The following is a 16,976-nucleotide window of genomic DNA, read 5'->3' as shown; positions in this document are numbered from 1 at the left end:
AGTTCAGCGGGATTATCGCGGTGATAGCAATTTGATGCACTGTACATTCGTGGCGATCTGCAAACCGGCTTATTGCGCGCCGAAAACCGCCGTCCAATAAATCCCCGCGTCACTCTTCGGGTCCATCGCATAGGCCGCGCCCAGCTCGCGGAACTGCGGGTTCATCAGGTTGGCGCAATGGCCCGGGCTGGCGAGCCAGCCGTCGACCACCTTGCGCGGCGTGTCCAGGCCGGCGGCGATGTTTTCGCCGATGTTCTTCGCGATATACCCGGCCAGTTCCGCACGGTCGCCGGGGGTACGGCCGTCGTGGTCGAGGTGGTCGAAGAAATTGCCGTTGGCCATGTTTCGCGTGTGACTGTTGGCGGCGCCGGCCAGGTCGTCATTCCACGACAAGGGCGTGGTGGCGGTAAACGCCTGGGGGCCGCATTGCCTTGGCTGCGATCGCGCGGCGTTGATCAGGTTGAGCAGTTGCCTGCCTTCGGTCTGCCAATCGCCCAGGCCACTGGTCAGCAGCGGGCGGGCGAGCACGATGCGCCAGTCCTGGCCGCTGTTGCTTACGCCGATATCGACGAATTGCGGGTCCAGCACCACGCGGCAGAAGCTCTCGCGCACGGCCTTCATGGCCGCCTGGGCATCCTTGGGCCCGGACAGGCTGATGGCCTGCACGTTGACCATCGGGTACGCGGCGCGTGCCAGCGCTTGCTGCAAGTCGCCCACATTGGTGGCCGGCAGCACCAGCCGGGTGTCGCTGGCCAGCGGTGGCAGTTCCTGGGAACCCTGGTCGCCGCAACGTTGCACCTGGCTGCGGTATTGGTTGATCTGTTGTACCAACTGACTTTCTTCATTCGCCATCGCGCTGGCGCAGAACACCGTACTGGCGGCCAGCGTCGTGAGACCCATCATCAATGACAGAACGCGCATGGACGTTACCCTTGAGCTTGAAAGTGCCCATGATGCGCGATGTAACCCGGTCTGGCGCAACGCCTTTTTTGTTTTTTTGCCTCAATGGGTGTTCTGGAGGCTGTTACAAGCGCTGAAGCGGCGCCATGCCATCACACCCGCCAGCAGGATCAAACCCAGCGCCATGCTGAACGTTGGATGCAGGCCATAGGCCACGGATTGGGGCAGGGCGCGGGTCACGTCCGGGCTGGCCCAGGCAAACACTGCACCCAGTACGGACGTGCCGACGATCAACACACCACCCGTCAACGTGCAGGCCTGTACAGCTTTGCCGTGCCACTGACGTTGCCGGGCTTTACCGTGGCGATGCTCTGGCATCCCCGGCAAGATGCCGACCTTGCCCACCGTTGGTCGCGCGGGTGTTTGCGTGAGGTATGCGCCGAACAGGTACAATCAGCGCTGCCTTGACGCTGAACCCCCAGGAATTTGCATGTACAGCCTTACCCGCTACACCACACCGTGCCCCGAGCCGATCAACAGCCAGATCCTGCAGTTGGTGGTGGATAACCTCACCGACATCAGCAGCGTAGCGCTGCCGCCGAGCAACCTGCTGTACAACATCTACCAATATGCCACCGGCTTTGAAGTGCACCTGTACCTCGAAGCGCTCAACGGTGCCAAAGGCATTGCGGTCGAGTTGGTGGTGGCGATGGACGGGGACAAGCTGATTGGCTTTTGCCTGTACCTGCCCGTGAAGGATGATCCAGAGGCCTGCGGTGTTGCGTTCATGGCGGTGCAGGTCGGCTATCGGCGCCAGGGTGTGGCCCGCGCAATGATGCGTGACGTGTTGAGCCGTTATCCCCATGCTGAATTGGCCTGTTCGGTGGAGAAGGTGCCCGCCTTTGAGGGCATGGGCTTTCAAGTGCGTGGTGCGCGCGGCACCCAGGTGTTGATGAACACGCGGGACTACGGCACCGATGGCCTGATGGGCGTGCTGGATGTGGCGTCGATCTACCGCTCGCTGGAGGTGCGGCAGATTCATACGTACCTGCTGCAAAAGCATGGCAAGCGCGCCATGGTGGATGCGGAGAAGCAGCGTGACCGCCACCTCGATCAACTGGCGCGCAAGGTGCAGTTGTTTGTTGCCGGGCGTTGAGTGGATCTTTTTTGTGGCAAGCCCGCTCACTACCATGTGGCAATGTGAGCTGTCAGTTGCCGCCGCCGTGTAGGTTGTTGCATCGTCACCCAAAACTTTCTAGACGCGCCCACGATTGACCATCGCCAGGATGGTCGCCAGCAACTCCTGTTGCGCCTCTTCACGGCTGATCTCACCACTGGCCGCTGCCTGGGACAACGCTTCCGCAGCCCCCAGCATTGCCCTTAGACCCGGCTGGGAAATCCGGCCGAAGGGCGACAGCGCATCGCGGCATTTAGCGAGAAAGATTGCCTCGTACTGGCGCTTGAGCGTCTCCAGCTCCGGCGAGCTGCTGAGCGCGGCGATCACCCCCGGAATTTCCCGACCTTGCAACAGCACGCAGTCCACATAGGACGCGGCGATCACCCAGGCACGATCCTCAAGCGTAGCGCTGCTGGCTTCGATGGCGTCGACAAACACCTGGTTCTGGCGCGCATCGAAGTCTTCATACAGCGCGGTCAGCAACCCGGCGCGGGTGACAAAATGGTCGTAAACCACCGGCTTGGTGACGCCCGCCAGTTCCGCCAGGCGGCCAAGGGTCAGGGCGTCTGTGCCTTCATCGCGCACCAGTTGCCAGGCCACATCAAGTAGTTGGCGCAGGCGATCTTCACGGGACAGGCGACGGCGTGGGGCAGGGGATGCGGGGCTTGACATGCTTATATACCAAAAGTAACTTACTGATCGTAACTTAAGCCCAGCCTAACCCTGAAGGGGAGTTTTGTCATGCATGCGTTGATTGTTGTTGCCCATCACGACCCGCAATCCCTTACCCACAGCGTCGCCGCGCAGGTGGTCGTCGGCCTCGGCGCATCCGGCCACACATTCGAGATCGCCGACCTTGCCGCCGAAGGGTTTGACCCGCGCTACAACGCCGCCGACCATGCGGTACACCGCAGCCGCGCCACGCCCCCGGCCGACGTACTGGCCGAACAGGCCCGCCTTGACCGCGCCGACGCGCTGGTGCTGGCGTTCCCGATCTATTGGTGGTCGCTGCCGGGCTTGCTCAAGGGCTGGATCGACCGTGTATTCGTCAACGGCTGGGCCATCGAGTACGGCCCGGATACCCCGATGGTGAAAAAACTGCGGCACCTGCAGGTCCACCTGCTGGCCCTGGGCGCGGCGGATGACGATGCCTTTGATCGGCACGGCTATGCCAAGGCGATGCGCACGCAGATCGACTACGGGATTTTTGATTACTGTGGCGCGCAGGTGGTGACGTCCGAATTGTTGCTGGAGTCGGAAAGCGGTGGGGCGCAGGCGCATCTGGACAAGGCCAGGGCCGTTGGTCGGGGAGTGTTTGAAACCGAGGCGGTTGCCGGTTGATTCAAACGTCGCGAAACAAGTCGTGGGCATCCAGCAGGCGGTAGGCGATTTCCGGACGTTTTTCCATGCCTCGGCGGATCGCGGCCGGGATCGATTGGCGGGTCTTGCGACACATCCCTGGCAAATCGTCGATGACGATCTGGATCCCGCGCATGCTCTTGACCTCGGTATGGCCAGGGGCGATATGCACGCGGATGCCCAGTTGCTGGTACATCAGCTGTTGCATGCGCTCCAGGTCCTGCAGGCTCTTGAGGTCTTCAAGCCGGTCGAGCAGTTTCTTCTCTTCCTGGCGCGTGAGCCGGAGGATGCGCTGGTCGGCACCCGGCGTCTGCAACAGTTGTTCGCGGTCGCAGACGCAGGCGCCGGGTGGGCAGGGTTGGCGAATGATCATGTGCAGAGCCTCCCCATTCCGACGCCGACGCCTTAATAGCTCAGCTGCACCCCGAGACTGCCCAGGGCCTTCCAGTACTCGGGATAGGTCTTGGCCACGCAATCCGGGTCCTGGATGCGAATACCCGAAACCTTCAGCCCGGCCAGGGCAAAGCACATGGCGATGCGGTGGTCGGCGTGGGTGTCGATCAGCGCGGTGCACGCGGTGCCGGCCAATGCGGGGTCGCTGGCTACCAGCAGGTCGTCGCCTTCGATGGTCGCCAGGCCCGGGCGGATTGCATTGAGGCCGTCATGCAGTGCCTGCACACGGTCGCACTCCTTGACCCGCAGGTTGGCCAACTCGGTGAAACGCACCGGCGTGTTGTTGAAAGCCGCGAGCACCGCCAGGGTCGGGATGGCGTCCTGCATCTGCGAGCCGACCACCGTGGCTTGCATGTGCGGGAACTGCGCGATCACGGCCTGGGCCTTGGCGTCCGGCTGGGTGAAATCCTGCGCGGCCACGCCGATGTCGATGCGCCCCCCGGTCAACACTTCAGCGGCCCACAGGTAAGTGGCGGCGGAGGCGTCGGGTTCGATCAGGTAGTCGTGGGCGATGTAGCCGGTCGGGGCCACGCACCAGGTGGTGTCGTCAACGGCTTCAACCTGGGCACCGAAGGCGCGCATGCAGTCCAGGGTCAGGTCGACATAGCCACGGGCACCGATGTCCTTGCCGGTCAGCGCCACTTCAATCGGCGCTTCGCCGCAGGCCGCGAGCATCAGCAGCGCCGACACGTACTGGCTGGACAGGCCGCCGTCGATCTCGAAGCGCTTGGCCTTGATCTTGCCCACGCCATGCACGGTGACCGGCGGGCAACCGGTCGGGCTGTCGACCTGGATGCCGTTCTGGCCGAGGGTCGCCAGCAACGGGCCGATCGGGCGTTTTTGCATGTAGTCGTCGCCGGTCAGCACCACGGTGCCTTCGACCGTGGCCACCGCAGCCGTGAGAAAGCGCATGGCAGTACCGGCATTGCCGAGGAACAGCGGTTGCGACGGCAGGTGCAGTTTGCCGTTGCCGGTGACAACGAAGGTGGTGTCGTCCGGCTCATCGATGGTCACGCCCATTTGGCGCAGGGCCACCGACATATGGCGGGTGTCGTCGCTCTTGAGCGCGCCGCTGAGACGGCTGGTGCCCTTGGCCAGGGCCGCCAGCAACAGGGCGCGGTTGGTAATGGATTTGGAGCCGGGGGGCGCGACCTTGCCATTGAGGGGGAAATTGGGCGGTGTAACGGTCACGGTTTTCTGCGAACTCAAGGGACAGGGCTCCTGATCAAGGCAAGGTGGCACGGAGTGGCCGACGGGCGGACTCGAATAATCGGGCATAGGTACAGTACTTGTCGAGCAGGGAACGCCGCCGGCCGGCATTTTCCGCAGGGTTGTCGATTATCGGGACGCGCTGTAGGTGGATTGCCCTTGGCAGGGTAGGCGTGCGCCCCAACAGGGGGCAGGACAAGCGCGTCCGGTCAATGAAATGCAGGAGTTGTGTAACTTTTCGTACGCGGCGCCTCGATGGACAAGCCGGGGCGATAGGGTAAGTTCAAAGCGCGTCCCATCCCCGGGGCGTTTTCAATCAAGGAGTGACTGAAATGAACAAACCCCAGACTCAACTCAGACATGGCCGCGTCGTGACCCCGGCCAGCCGTGGCTCGGTGGCTGTTGAACGCGGGCTGCTGGGCAACTGGCAAGTCAACGAAATGGAAGGCGGCAAGAACTTCCCGGCGCTGACTGCCGGGCCGTTCCCCGCACCCTATCAAACCGACGACCAGAGTGTGACGCCGCCGGCCGATGGACATATCTTGAGCGGCGGCAAAACCGACGAGCGCGATTGCATCAACTACACCGATGAGGAGATGAGCAAAAAGCTCAACACGTCGTTTACCTGGCCACTGCTGAATGTGGAGGCCGGACAAGTCTTCAAGGTGCAGTGGGAGTACACCGCCGCCCACGTTACCCGTGGTTACCGCTGGTTCATCACCAGGGATGGCTGGGACCCGAAACAGCGCATCAGTCGCGCTCAATTGGACACCCAGCCGTTCTTCGAGGATTTCTACACCCAAGTGCCGTACTACCAGCATGCCGACGAACTGAAAGCCAAGGTCGAGCATCAGGTGACATTGCCCAAGGGTAAGCAAGGCCGACATGTGGTGGTGCTGATGTGGATCGTCGCCAACACGGGCAACGCGTTCTACCAGGCGTTTGACCTGGACTTCAAATAAAGTCCGGTCAACGCTTGCTCAACCAGTAATCATGTAGCGCCCGCGCAGCCGGTTCGATTTCGCTGACCCGCTGTTGATGGGCGTCTACATCCAGGTCGGCCGGCAATTCGAAGTTGTCCTGTTCGGCGCACCAGGAAATATTCTCCAACTGCGCGGCCTGCTCGGCGGGCAATTCAGGCCAGTTACCGATGGCGGCGCCACGGATGTAGCCAAAGCACCATTCCTCGGCGAGGGTCACGGTGTGGCCCTGGTGTTCGGTATCGTCGAAGCGCGCCTTGAAACCCGTGGCGTCAGTGGCCAGTTGCCCGGCCAGGGTGTTGATATGGCGTACGCACAGTTCGAGGAAACTCTGCGCTTCATCCATGTTGTCCCATTCCGGGTTCTGGCCGCCCCAGATCGCCGGGAACCACTCGGCCACGTCCACCTGCACCGGGCTGGACACCAGCGCGGTGAAGTAGCCGTCGAGTTCGGCCAGGTTCAGCACCGAATGGTCATCGCCGTACTTGAGCAGGGTGTCTTCGATGAACTCGAATTCGGCGGCGGTGAGGGGTTGGGCGTGCATGGGCATATCCTTTAAACGTCGAGCGCCGCTGTCGGGGCGGCCTAAAGCGCGAAGGATGGCGCTTAGTCAGGCTTTTTTCCAGCAGTTTCCATGCGTTGGCACAGCTTGCCCACGCACACCGCGCCGACCACTGCGAGGATGATCGGCACCAGGAAGTCATGGTCGATGCGGGTGAATTCCGCCACCAGCACAATCGCGGTCAGGGGCATGTTCATGCTGGCGGCGAGGAACGCCGCCGCGCCGATGATTGCAAACGCTCCGAGGGGCACACCCGGCCACACCAGGCTCCAGGCGCCGCCGAGGATGATCGCCAGTAACGCGCCATTCGCCAGGCCGGGGGTGAGCAGGCCGCCTTCGGCCCCGGCGCGCAGGCTGCTGGTGGTGATCAGCACCTTGACCACCAGCAACAGTGCGGCCAGGCCAATGCTCAGCTCATTGTCGAAACCCAGTTGCGCCGGGCCTTTGCCGTTGCCGAGAATCTGCGGCAGCAACATTGCCAGCCCGCCGATGACGCTGAAGTTGATCAACGCCAATACCGGCAGGCGCCAGCCTCTGGCGGCGTTCGCCCGCGCAGCGCCGGTGAGGCGGGTGAAACCATAGGCGGCCAATCCAAACACTGGCCCACACACCACGGCCCAGGCGATCAGCACTGGGCTCAGCACAAAATGCGGCACCACGTATTGCGACTCCGCCCCCAGCCCGATCCACGCCACTGCTGCACCAATCGCCGAAGTTGCCAGCGCAATCAGCGCCGCCGGCCAACTGAATGCGCCCACCAGCACTTCCAGTACAAACACCGCGCCGCCCAACGGCACGTTGTACACCGCCGCCAGCCCGGCCCCCGCTCCGCAAGCCACGATCAGGCGGTGCATGGGCGGTTCGAGCCGGGCGTGTCGGGACAGCCAGGTGGCGGCCAGTGCACCGACCTCACGGGGCGCCACTTCACGCCCCAGCGGCGAGCCGAGAGCCACGGTGATGATCTGCAACAGCGCGTGGGCGAGGGTGGTCTTGGGCGGCATGATCGGCATGTGTTCCGACACCGCCCGCTTGATGCTCACCAGCGGGCGGCCGTAGCGATAGAGCGTCCACCAGCCCAACCCGGCAACCAGGCCGCATACCACCAGCACCCGCAAACGGCGCTCCGGCGCGGCGGCGGTCACGCCCCACAGAAAGGTTTCGTGGCTGACCAGGCTGTCGAGACTGTAACCGTACGCCAGGTGCTGAATACCGTGCAGCAGCAGGGCCAGGAGCATCCCGCCCAGGCCCGCGCCAACGCCGGTCAACACGACCACCAGGGCAAGAATCAGCGACGAACGCAACGTGGACGGCATAGACGGCTCCAGGCAAGGGCCCTGATTGTATAGCCGATAAGCCGGGCCTCCGGGATCAAATGTATCGGTGCTGCCTGAACCGTGCGCCCACAACATTCCATTACGTTTGCCCGTCCCGTTTTTGGCCGATGTGCCGTCACACACACTTGTTATAGTTCGGGCCTTATCACTCGCCAGTCAGGGATCACTGCCATGTCCGAATACCAAGCTTTCGTCGTCGAACTCACCGGCAACGTTGCCCATGTGCAGATCAACCGCCCGGAAAAGATCAACGCGATGAACGTCGCGTTCTGGACCGAAATCATCGACATCTTCCAGTGGGTCGAAGACACCGACGCCGTGCGCGCCGTGGTACTCAGCGGCGCCGGCAAGCATTTCTCCTCCGGCATCGACCTGATGATGCTGGCCTCGGTCGCCAACGACTTTGGCAAGGATGTCGGTCGCAACGCCCGCCTGCTGCGGCGCAAGATCCTCGAACTGCAAGCCTCGTTCAACGCCGTCGACAACTGCCGCAAGCCGGTGCTGGCGGCGATCCAGGGTTACTGCATCGGCGGCGCCATCGACCTGATCAGCGCTTGTGACATGCGCTACGCCGCCGAAGGCGCGCAATTCTCGATCAAGGAAATCGACATCGGCATGGCCGCCGACGTCGGCACCCTGCAGCGTCTGCCGCGCATCATCGGCGACGGCATGCTGCGCGAGCTGGCCTACACCGGTCGCCAGTTCGGCGCCGAGGAGGCGCGCAGCATCGGCCTGGTCAATCGCGTCTACGCCGATCAGGACAGCCTGTTGGCCGGCGTGATGGAGATTGCCCATGAAATCGCCGGCAAATCGCCGATTGCGGTCACCGGCACCAAGGCCATGATCAGCTACATGCGTGACCATACAGTCAATGACGGCCTGGAATACGTTGCCACCTGGAACTCGGCTATGTTGCAATCCAACGACCTGCGCGTGGCCATCGCGGCCCATATGAGCAAGCAGAAACCCGAATTCGTGGATTGACTGACATGACCCCAGGCTGGATTACCACAACGCTGCTGGACAACGACGCCCCTGGCGGCTGGGCCGTCGCCCGCAGCCGCGACGGCTTTTTGCACGACACCAATGGCCCGCTGTTCCCGAGGGAATGGCTCAAGCGCCAGGACCTGTCGGTGTTCGCCGAGCATGGCATCGGCCACCTCGATGGCGAGCCGGTGTACCTGCTGGAGCTCGACTCGGCGGCTGAAGTGCCGGGCTGCAGTTGGCAGGGCCTGCGCGGCTTCATGCTGCAAGGCGATCACACTTTGTACAAAGTGCTGGGCTATGCGGCGCAGATCGGTACTTGGGCACGGGAGCACAGGTTCTGTGGCAGTTGCGGCCAGGCCATGGTCCAGGTGCCACGGGAACGCGCGATGTACTGCCAGGCCTGCGACCTGCGCAGCTATCCGCGGATCTCGCCGAGCATGATCGTGCTGGTGACTCGTGGCGACGAGATCCTGCTGGCGCGTTCGCCACGCTTTGTCACGGGGGTCTACAGCACCCTGGCGGGGTTTGCCGAGCCGGGTGAGTCGGCCGAAGACTGCCTGGTCCGCGAGGTCCGCGAAGAGGTGCAGCTGGAGGTCAAGAACATCCAGTACATGGGCAGCCAGTGCTGGCCGTTCCCGCACTCGATGATGCTGGGCTTCCATGCCGAGTACGCCGGTGGCGACATCGTGCCCCAGGCCGATGAGATTGAGGACGCGCAGTGGTTCAACATCCACGACCTGCCGCCGTTGCCGGCGTCACGCTCGATTGCGCGTTACCTGATCGACCTGTACCTGGCCCGTCGACTAGGTCACGCTGAACCAGTGTTGCCAGGCTAGACGCACCGTCAGGCCGAGGACCACGGTGATAAACACCGGGCGAATGAATTTGGCGCCGCCGCTGATCGCGCTGCGTGCGCCAAAGAATGCGCCGCACATCACTGAAACGCCCATGGCCAGGCCGACGATCCAGTCCACCGAACCATTGACGATGAACACCGTCAGCGCCGCTGCGTTGCTGACAAAGTTCATGCTGCGCGCCACGCCGCTGGCCTTCACCAGGTCGATGGGGTGCAACAGCATCGTGCTCACCGTCCAGAACGCCCCGGTGCCCGGGCCTGCCACGCCATCGTAGAAGCCCAGGCCGAAGCCCTGGGTGGCTTGCCACTTCTTCTTGATCGGCGCGTCGGCATCCAGCGGCGCCTTGGGCGTGCCGCCGAACAGCAGGTACAGGCCACAGGCGAACACAATCACTGGCAGCATTTTGTTCAGGGTTTCGGCCGGTAAATAATGGGCGACCACGGCGCCACTCAGTGCGCCGACCAGCGTACCAACGATGGCGTGCACCCACTGGCGCGGGTGGAACAGTTTGCGGCGATAGAAGGTGAAACTGGCGGTGGCCGAGCCGAAGGTGGAACTGAGCTTGTTGGTGCCCAATACCAAATGCGGTGGCATGCCGGCGGTGAGCAGGGCGGGTGTGGTCAGCAGGCCGCCGCCACCGGCAATGGCGTCGATAAAACCGGCGATGAAGGCAACCACCGCCAGGATGGCGAGGGTGGTGAGGTCTACGCTGAGTTCGAAGGGCATGGGCAGGGCTTATTCTTGGCACGGCACTATGCGAAAGGCCGCCATCTTACTCGCGGGGAGTCTGCAAATCCAAATGTGGGAGGGGGCTTGCCCCCGATTGCGGTGTTCCAGCTAACTCATCTGTAGCTGATCCACCGCTATCGGGGGCAAGCCCCCTCTCACATTGTTACTGCGTCGACTTACGATCGATGTGTTTCGATCCACTCCAACGCCGTGCGCCAGATACAAATCCCGAGGAAATACGCCGACATCACCGACCACAACCCAAACGTCCACGGGTTGGTATTCGGGTAATCCACCACCATCAAGAAGCTGCACAGCAACCAGATCGTGGTCACCGCGATGTTGATCGGCATGAACCGCTTCACCCGGAACGGGTGCAGGAACTTCATCGGCGTCACGGTCAGCAGCGCCAAGCCAATCACGGTGAGCAAGGTGACCCAGGCTTCCGGCTGGATGATATACACGCACAGCGCCACCACGTTCCAGGCGGCGGGGAAGCCGACGAAGTAGTTGTCCTTGCTCTTCATGTTGACGTTGCAGAAGCAGAACAGCGACGACACCAGGATCACCGACACCGTGAACAGGTGGGTAAAGTCCGGCAGGTCGATATAGCGGTAGATAAACAGTGCGGGAATGAACACATAGGTGAGGTAATCGATCACCAGGTCCAGCACCGAGCCGTCAAAGCTTGGCAATACCGTGCTGACATTCACCCGGCGCGCGAGCGAGCCATCGACCCCGTCCACTACCAATGCCAGGCCAAGCCACAGCAGGCAGGCCTTCGGCGAGTTTTCCAGCAGCGCCAGGGTGGCCAGGAAGGCCAATACCACACCGGTGGCGGTGAAGCCGTGGGCGCCCCAGGCTTTGAGTCTGGCTACATGCAGGGTCGATATCACGGGCGGTTCTCCAAAAGGTGAAACGGGGCAGCCGACAACGTGACGCCGTCGAGTCTGGCCGAGGAATGCAGGTATCGACCGGGAAGGGGGTAAGAAGGTTCACCACCCCGGTGTATCACTTAGCGTAGCAAGCGTAAGACATTTCGGCATCAACCCTGGCGGAACACCAGTGCCTTCAGGCCACTTTGCGGGTCGATATCCGGAAACTCCGGCGGGTTTGCCAGGCGCTCCACAAAGTTCAGGCCCGGCGCTTCGCGGGTCACGCCGTCGATCAGGAAGTCTTCGCCGAAGGCCGGGTCGTTCATGCAGGCCAGCACGGTGCCCTGTGGCGTGAGTAAATCCGGCAGCCGGCGCAGCACACGTTGGTAGTCCTTGGTCAGCAGAAAGCTGCCTTTCTGGAACGAGGGCGGGTCGATGATCACCAGGTCGTAGGGGCCGCTGTTGGTAACCTTGGCCCAGGACTTGAACAGGTCATGGCCCAGGAAACTCACCTTGCTCAGGTCATGACCGTTGAGACGATGGTTGTCGCGGCCACGGCTCAAGGCGCCGCGGGCCATGTCCAGGTTCACCACATGCTCGGCGCCGCCTTCGATGGCCGCCACCGAAAACCCGCAGGTGTAGGCAAACAGGTTGAGCACACGCATGCCCCTGGCCTGTTCGCGCACCCAGTTGCGGCCATGACGCATGTCGAGGAACAGCCCGCTATTCTGTTTCTTGCCCAGGTCGATCAGGTAGCGCAGGCCGCCTTCGACGATGATCTGCTCTTCGACGGGCTCACCTACCAGCCATTCGGTGGTGCTTTGCGGCAGATAGCGGTGTTGCAGGGCCACGGTATAACGGTCGAACTGGCCGTGCAGCAGCTGTTTCAGGGCGTCCAGTTGTGCCGCGTCGGGCTCCTTGAACAACGACACCAGCACTACGCCTTGCAACCAGTCCACCGTCAGTTGCTCCAGGCCCGGCCAGCAACGACCACGGCCGTGGAACAGGCGGCGGGTTTCGCTCGGCGGAGTCTGCAGGGCAGCGAGCAAATGAGCGTGCAGGGTGGCGAGTGCTTCTGGGTTCATCGTTAAACGTCATTGATTGAGCGGGCGGCATTTTAAACACAGTTGCAGGGTTGCGGGTGGCTTGAGCACAACGTGCTGCAAAAAAGTGAGTTGGCAGTGATTCATGCTCAAAATGCTGAAATCAGCGCTTGAGAACAGGCAAAAAATCCTTCGGTGCCGACATAAACTGGAAAAAAAGCCTGGAGGTGCCCATGAACAGTTTCACGACAGCGGTGATTGACCAGCAAGAGCTGGATGAATGGCGCGACGCCCTCGCCTCACTGGTGGCGAACGCCGGCCCGGCACGGGCGCGGCAGATCCTCGATGTGCTGGCCCAGGATGCCAGTGCCCCGCACATTGACTGGAAACCGCGCCACGGCACGCCCTACATCAATAGCATCCGCGTCGAGCAGCAGCCGGCGTTTCCGGGCGATCTCGCCACCGAAGAACGCCTGGCTTCACTGGTGCGCTGGAACGCCCTGGCCATGGTGGTGCGCGCCAACCAGGCCTATGGCGAACTCGGCGGGCATATCGCCAGTTACGCCAGCGCGGCAGACTTGTTCGAGGTGGGTTTCAACCATTTCTTCCGTGCCCGCAGCGACAGCTTTGGCGGTGACCTGGTGTTCTATCAGCCGCATTCCGCGCCTGGCATTTATGCGCGGGCGTTCCTTGAAGGCCGCTTGAGTGAAGCCGACCTGGCCCACTATCGCCAGGAGATCGGCGGGCCCAAGGGAGGCGCACGCGGCCTGTCCAGCTATCCCCACCCCTGGCTGATGCCGGATTTCTGGCAGTTCCCCACCGGTTCCATGGGGATCGGCCCCATCAGTTCGATTTTCCAGGCGCGCTTCATGCGCTACTTGCAGCATCGCGGCTTGCTGGATACCACTGACCGCCACGTCTGGGGCGTGTTTGGCGACGGCGAGATGGACGAGCCGGAAAGCATGTCCGCCTTGACCCTGGCCGCCCGTGAAGGCCTGGACAACCTCACCTGGGTGGTCAATTGCAACCTGCAACGCCTCGACGGCCCGGTGCGCGGCAACGGGCGCATCATCGATGAACTGGAAGCCTTGTTTGCCGGCGCCGGTTGGAACGTTATCAAACTGGTGTGGGGCTCGGACTGGGATGCGTTGTTGGCCAAGGATGCCGACGGTTCGCTGGTCAACACCTTGTCCAGTACGGTTGACGGCCAATTCCAGACCTTTGCCGCCAAGGACGGCGCCTACAACCGCGAACACTTCTTTGGCCAGAGTGAATCCCTGGCCCGGCTGGTCGAGGGCCTGAGCGACGAACAGATCGACCGCCTCAAGCGTGGCGGCCACGACATGGTCAAGATTCACGCGGCCTACCACGCGGCGCGGCAGGTCAAGGGCAAGCCCACGGTGATCCTGGCCCAGACCAAGAAGGGCTTCGGCATGGGCGAAGCCGGGCAGGGCAAGATGACCACCCACCAGCAGAAGAAACTCGACCGCGATGCACTGATCGCCTTCCGCAATCGCTTCCAGTTGCCGCTGACCGATGAGCAGACCGAGTCCCTGAGCTTTTTCAAACCGGCAGACGACAGCGTCGAACTGCGCTACCTGCACCAGCGGCGCAACGCATTGGGCGGCTACGTGCCCAGTCGCAGCCAGGCCGCCGCGCCTGTCGCCGTGCCGGCGGTATCGGGCTACGCCGGTTTTGCCACGGCCGCCGACGGCAAGGAAATGTCCACCACCATGGCATTCGTGCGCATGCTCACCAACCTGCTCAAGGACAAAGCCCTGGGCCCGCGCATCGTGCCCATCGTCGCCGATGAAGCGCGCACCTTCGGCATGGCCAACCTGTTCAAGCAGATCGGCATCTATTCCAGCGTCGGCCAGCGCTACGAGCCGGAAGACATCGGCTCGATCCTCAGCTACCGCGAAGCCACCGATGGGCAGATCCTGGAGGAGGGCATCAGCGAAGCCAGCGCCATCAGCTCCTGGGTTGCCGCGGCCACCAGTTATTCAGTCCATGGCCTGCGCATGTTGCCGTTCTACATCTATTACTCGATGTTCGGCTTCCAGCGCGTCGGCGACCTGATCTGGGCCGCGGCCGACCAGCGCGCCCGTGGCTTCCTGCTCGGCGCCACGGCCGGGCGCACCACCCTCGGTGGCGAGGGCTTGCAGCACCAGGATGGCAGCAGCCACCTCACGGCGGCCACCGTGCCCAACTGCCGCGCCTACGACCCGGCGTTTGCCGGTGAATTCGCGGTGATCCTCGACCACGGTATGCGCCAGATGCTGGAGCACGATGTGGACGAGTTCTACTACGTGACCCTGATGAACGAAAACTACCCGCAGCCGAGCCTCCCGGAAGGCGTGGAGACGGCGATCATCAAGGGCATGTATCGCTTGCAAGGTACGGTCGATGCCAAGGTGCGCCTGTTGGGTTCCGGCACGCTGGTGCGCGAGGCGCAAGCGGCGGCGCAGTTGCTGGCGCAGGATTGGCAGGTGGCGAGCGAGGTGTTCAGCGTGACCAGTTTCAGCGAACTGGCGCGGGAAGCGCGGGAGGTGGAACGCTGGAATCGCTTGCATCCGCAGCAGAAGGCACGTGTCAGCCACTTGGCTGAATGCTTGCCCAAGGGCGCGCCGGTGGTGGCTGTGTCCGACTACGTGCGGGCTGTGCCGCAGATGATCGGTTCATATCTGGATTCCAGCTACACCGTGCTCGGTACTGACGGATTCGGGCGCAGTGATACACGGGCGGCGTTGCGCGATTTCTTTGAGGTGGATCGCCATCATCTCGTGCTGGCAGCGTTGACGGCGTTGGTGGAGCAGGGGCATCTGCAAGCGCGGGTGTGCCAGGAGGCTATCGAGCGTTACAACGTGCAGACTGAGCGCGGAGCCTCCTGGAACGGCTGAGTTAAAAGCTGGCTATCAGTGGAGGCCCAAAAGCCTCCCTGATAAACCCCGGCGCGATATACCGCTCGTAATGCGCCTCGGACAACAGGAAAAACTCCCGGTCAATCGCATCGCGCAGATCCGCCAGGCTGCGCTCGCGAAACTCCGGCAGCAACCCCACCCCATACGCCTCCAGTCTGGAAATCACTCTAGCCCCCCGCGCAATCAGCTGGTACGCCCAGCAATAGGGCGATTGGTGCGGCACAAAGCGGATCTTGCGATTCTCCAGTTGCTGGCGCAGCAGGTGCGCGTCGAGCACCTGCAGCTTGCTGGCCATTACCTGCACCAGCAGTTGCTCCAGGCGCAGCCACACCGCCTGTTTTTCCTCGGCGTTGTAGCCGTTCCACTGGATCACTTCGTGGTGATAGCGTTTGCAGCCGCGGCAGACCAGGTCTCCGTAGACGGTGGAACACAGGCCGACGCAAGGGGTCTTGATGGTTTGATTGGGCATAAGAAGGCAATTTGCAAAGATTTATCGCGCACCGCAACCGATGTGGGAGGGGGCTTGCCCCCGATTGCGGTGCATCAGTCACTGAAGCTTGAGCTGAACGAACGTCATCGGGGGCAAGCCCCCTCCCACATGTGGAGTCAGTCCCAGCTCAGCGCGCCGCCAGTCTGGTATTCGATCACACGGGTCTCGAAGAAGTTTTTCTCTTTCTTCAAGTCCATGATCTCGCTCATCCACGGGAACGGGTTGGTGGTACCTGGGTACTCTTCCTTCAACCCAATCTGCGACAGACGACGGTTAGCGATGAACTTGAGGTAATCCTCCATCATCGCTGCGTTCATGCCGAGTACCCCACGTGGCATAGTGTCGCGAGCATATTCAATCTCCAGCTGAGTCCCTTGCAGGATCATCTGGGTCGCTTCTTCCTTCATCTCGGCATCCCACAGGTGTGGGTTTTCGATCTTGATCTGGTTGATCACATCGATACCGAAGTTCAGGTGCATCGACTCATCGCGCAGGATGTACTGGAACTGCTCGGCCACGCCGGTCATTTTGTTGCGACGGCCCATGGACAGGATCTGGGTGAAGCCGCAGTAGAAGAAGATGCCTTCCAGGACGCAGTAGTAGGCGACCAGGTTGCGCAGCAGCTCTTTGTCGGTCTCGACGGTGCCGGTTTCGAACTTCGGATCGGAGATCGAGCGGGTGTACTTCAAACCCCAGGCGGCCTTTTTGGCGACCGATGGGATCTCGTGGTACATGTTGAAGATCTCGCCTTCATCCATGGCCAGCGATTCGATGCAGTACTGGTAGGCGTGGGTGTGGATCGCTTCTTCGAAGGCCTGGCGCAGGATGTACTGGCGGCACTCCGGGTTGGTGATCAGGCGGTACACGGCCAGCACCAGGTTGTTGGCGACCAGGGAGTCGGCGGTGGAGAAGAAGCCGAGGTTGCGCATGACGATGCGGCGTTCGTCGTCGGTCAGGCCTTCGGGGTTTTTCCACAGGGCGATGTCGGCGGTCATGTTGACCTCTTGCGGCATCCAGTGGTTGGCGCAGCCGTCGAGGTACTTCTGCCAGGCCCAGTCGTACTTGAACGGCACGAGTTGGTTGAGGTCGGCGCGGCAGTT

17 protein-coding genes and 1 pseudogene are annotated in these 16,976 nt (G+C 62.3%); 7 read left to right on the top strand and 11 right to left on the bottom strand.

Features of this window, described 5'->3' with window-relative positions:
* Positions 1-69: 69 nt before the first annotated feature.
* Positions 70-921 carry a CAP domain-containing protein gene (locus tag BM110_RS26975; protein ID WP_092249097.1) on the bottom strand — a complete coding sequence of 284 codons (852 nt, stop codon included), beginning with the start codon at positions 919-921 and terminating at the stop codon, positions 70-72.
* A 276-nt stretch (positions 922-1,197) separates the two neighbouring features.
* Between BM110_RS26975 and BM110_RS29960 the strand changes: the two are divergent.
* Together BM110_RS29960 and BM110_RS26965 are read left to right on the top strand one after the other, a co-directional pair.
* A pseudogene (locus tag BM110_RS29960) lies at positions 1,198-1,368 on the top strand (LysR family transcriptional regulator); the annotation flags it as partial.
* 22 nt (positions 1,369-1,390) lie between these two features.
* A complete protein-coding gene (locus BM110_RS26965; protein WP_071490574.1) occupies positions 1,391-2,056 on the top strand; it encodes a GNAT family N-acetyltransferase in 666 nt (221 codons plus the stop codon).
* Between the two features lie 99 nt (positions 2,057-2,155).
* Here BM110_RS26965 and BM110_RS26960 read toward each other — a convergent pair whose 3' ends face one another.
* Positions 2,156-2,749: a TetR/AcrR family transcriptional regulator gene (locus BM110_RS26960; RefSeq protein WP_093127712.1), complete on the bottom strand. Its 594-nt coding sequence runs from the start codon at positions 2,747-2,749 to the stop codon at positions 2,156-2,158.
* 69 nt (positions 2,750-2,818) lie between these two features.
* Here BM110_RS26960 and BM110_RS26955 point away from each other — a divergent pair, with 69 nt between their 5' ends.
* Positions 2,819-3,418, top strand: coding sequence for an NAD(P)H-dependent oxidoreductase (locus BM110_RS26955; RefSeq protein WP_093514475.1), 600 nt, complete (start codon positions 2,819-2,821; stop codon positions 3,416-3,418).
* 1 nt (position 3,419) lies between these two features.
* Here the strand turns inward: BM110_RS26955 and BM110_RS26950 are convergent, their stop codons facing one another.
* Positions 3,420-3,809, bottom strand: coding sequence for a hypothetical protein (locus BM110_RS26950; protein ID WP_092249106.1), 390 nt, complete (start codon positions 3,807-3,809; stop codon positions 3,420-3,422).
* Positions 3,810-3,841: 32 nt separating this feature from the next.
* A complete protein-coding gene (locus BM110_RS26945; protein ID WP_093127724.1) occupies positions 3,842-5,098 on the bottom strand; it encodes a 3-phosphoshikimate 1-carboxyvinyltransferase in 1,257 nt (418 codons plus the stop codon).
* A 332-nt stretch (positions 5,099-5,430) separates the two neighbouring features.
* On the opposite strand from BM110_RS26945, the gene BM110_RS26940 reads away from it, so the two are divergent.
* A complete protein-coding gene (locus BM110_RS26940) occupies positions 5,431-6,060 on the top strand; it encodes a lytic polysaccharide monooxygenase auxiliary activity family 9 protein (protein WP_093514474.1) in 630 nt (209 codons plus the stop codon).
* Positions 6,061-6,067: 7 nt separating this feature from the next.
* Here BM110_RS26940 and BM110_RS26935 read toward each other — a convergent pair whose 3' ends face one another.
* Entirely contained in the window at positions 6,068-6,622 is a 555-nt protein-coding gene (locus BM110_RS26935) for a UPF0149 family protein (protein ID WP_093514473.1), read from the bottom strand.
* Between the two features lie 62 nt (positions 6,623-6,684).
* A complete protein-coding gene (locus BM110_RS26930) occupies positions 6,685-7,953 on the bottom strand; it encodes a chloride channel protein (protein ID WP_092249118.1) in 1,269 nt (422 codons plus the stop codon).
* Between the two features lie 192 nt (positions 7,954-8,145).
* On the opposite strand from BM110_RS26930, the gene BM110_RS26925 reads away from it, so the two are divergent.
* Positions 8,146-8,958 (top strand): crotonase/enoyl-CoA hydratase family protein, encoded by an 813-nt coding sequence (locus BM110_RS26925; RefSeq protein ID WP_093514472.1) that lies wholly within the window; start codon positions 8,146-8,148, stop codon positions 8,956-8,958.
* Positions 8,959-8,963: 5 nt separating this feature from the next.
* Positions 8,964-9,797 carry an NAD(+) diphosphatase gene (nudC, locus tag BM110_RS26920; protein ID WP_092249124.1) on the top strand — a complete coding sequence of 278 codons (834 nt, stop codon included), beginning with the start codon at positions 8,964-8,966 and terminating at the stop codon, positions 9,795-9,797.
* Here nudC and BM110_RS26915 read toward each other — a convergent pair.
* The 3 genes from BM110_RS26915 to BM110_RS26905 form a co-directional block, all read right to left on the bottom strand.
* Positions 9,765-10,544 carry a TSUP family transporter gene (locus tag BM110_RS26915; RefSeq protein ID WP_092249127.1) on the bottom strand — a complete coding sequence of 260 codons (780 nt, stop codon included), beginning with the start codon at positions 10,542-10,544 and terminating at the stop codon, positions 9,765-9,767. The two genes, nudC and BM110_RS26915, sit on opposite strands and share 33 nt — an antisense overlap.
* A 179-nt stretch (positions 10,545-10,723) precedes the next feature.
* Entirely contained in the window at positions 10,724-11,443 is a 720-nt protein-coding gene (pcsA, locus tag BM110_RS26910; RefSeq protein WP_058427603.1) for a phosphatidylcholine synthase, read from the bottom strand.
* Positions 11,444-11,592: 149 nt separating this feature from the next.
* Positions 11,593-12,507, bottom strand: coding sequence for a class I SAM-dependent methyltransferase (locus BM110_RS26905; protein ID WP_093514471.1), 915 nt, complete (start codon positions 12,505-12,507; stop codon positions 11,593-11,595).
* A 191-nt stretch (positions 12,508-12,698) separates the two neighbouring features.
* Here BM110_RS26905 and mdeB point away from each other — a divergent pair, with 191 nt between their 5' ends.
* On the top strand, positions 12,699-15,365 hold the full coding sequence (gene mdeB, locus BM110_RS26900; protein WP_093514470.1) for an alpha-ketoglutarate dehydrogenase: 2,667 nt from the start codon (positions 12,699-12,701) through the stop codon (positions 15,363-15,365).
* A gap of 1 nt (position 15,366) precedes the next feature.
* Here the strand turns inward: mdeB and BM110_RS26895 are convergent, their stop codons facing one another.
* Both BM110_RS26895 and BM110_RS26890 read right to left on the bottom strand, forming a co-directional pair.
* On the bottom strand, positions 15,367-15,855 hold the full coding sequence (locus tag BM110_RS26895) for a DUF1289 domain-containing protein (protein WP_093514469.1): 489 nt from the start codon (positions 15,853-15,855) through the stop codon (positions 15,367-15,369).
* Positions 15,856-15,992: 137 nt separating this feature from the next.
* Positions 15,993-16,976, bottom strand: a 984-nt coding sequence (locus BM110_RS26890; protein WP_092493133.1) for a ribonucleotide-diphosphate reductase subunit beta, incomplete at its 5' end; no start/stop codon positions are given.

It is taken from the genome of Pseudomonas sp. NFPP28 (assembly GCF_900115535.1).
Lineage (GTDB): Bacteria > Pseudomonadota > Gammaproteobacteria > Pseudomonadales > Pseudomonadaceae > Aquipseudomonas > Aquipseudomonas extremorientalis.
This window is presented reverse-complemented; position numbering and strand designations above follow the sequence as displayed.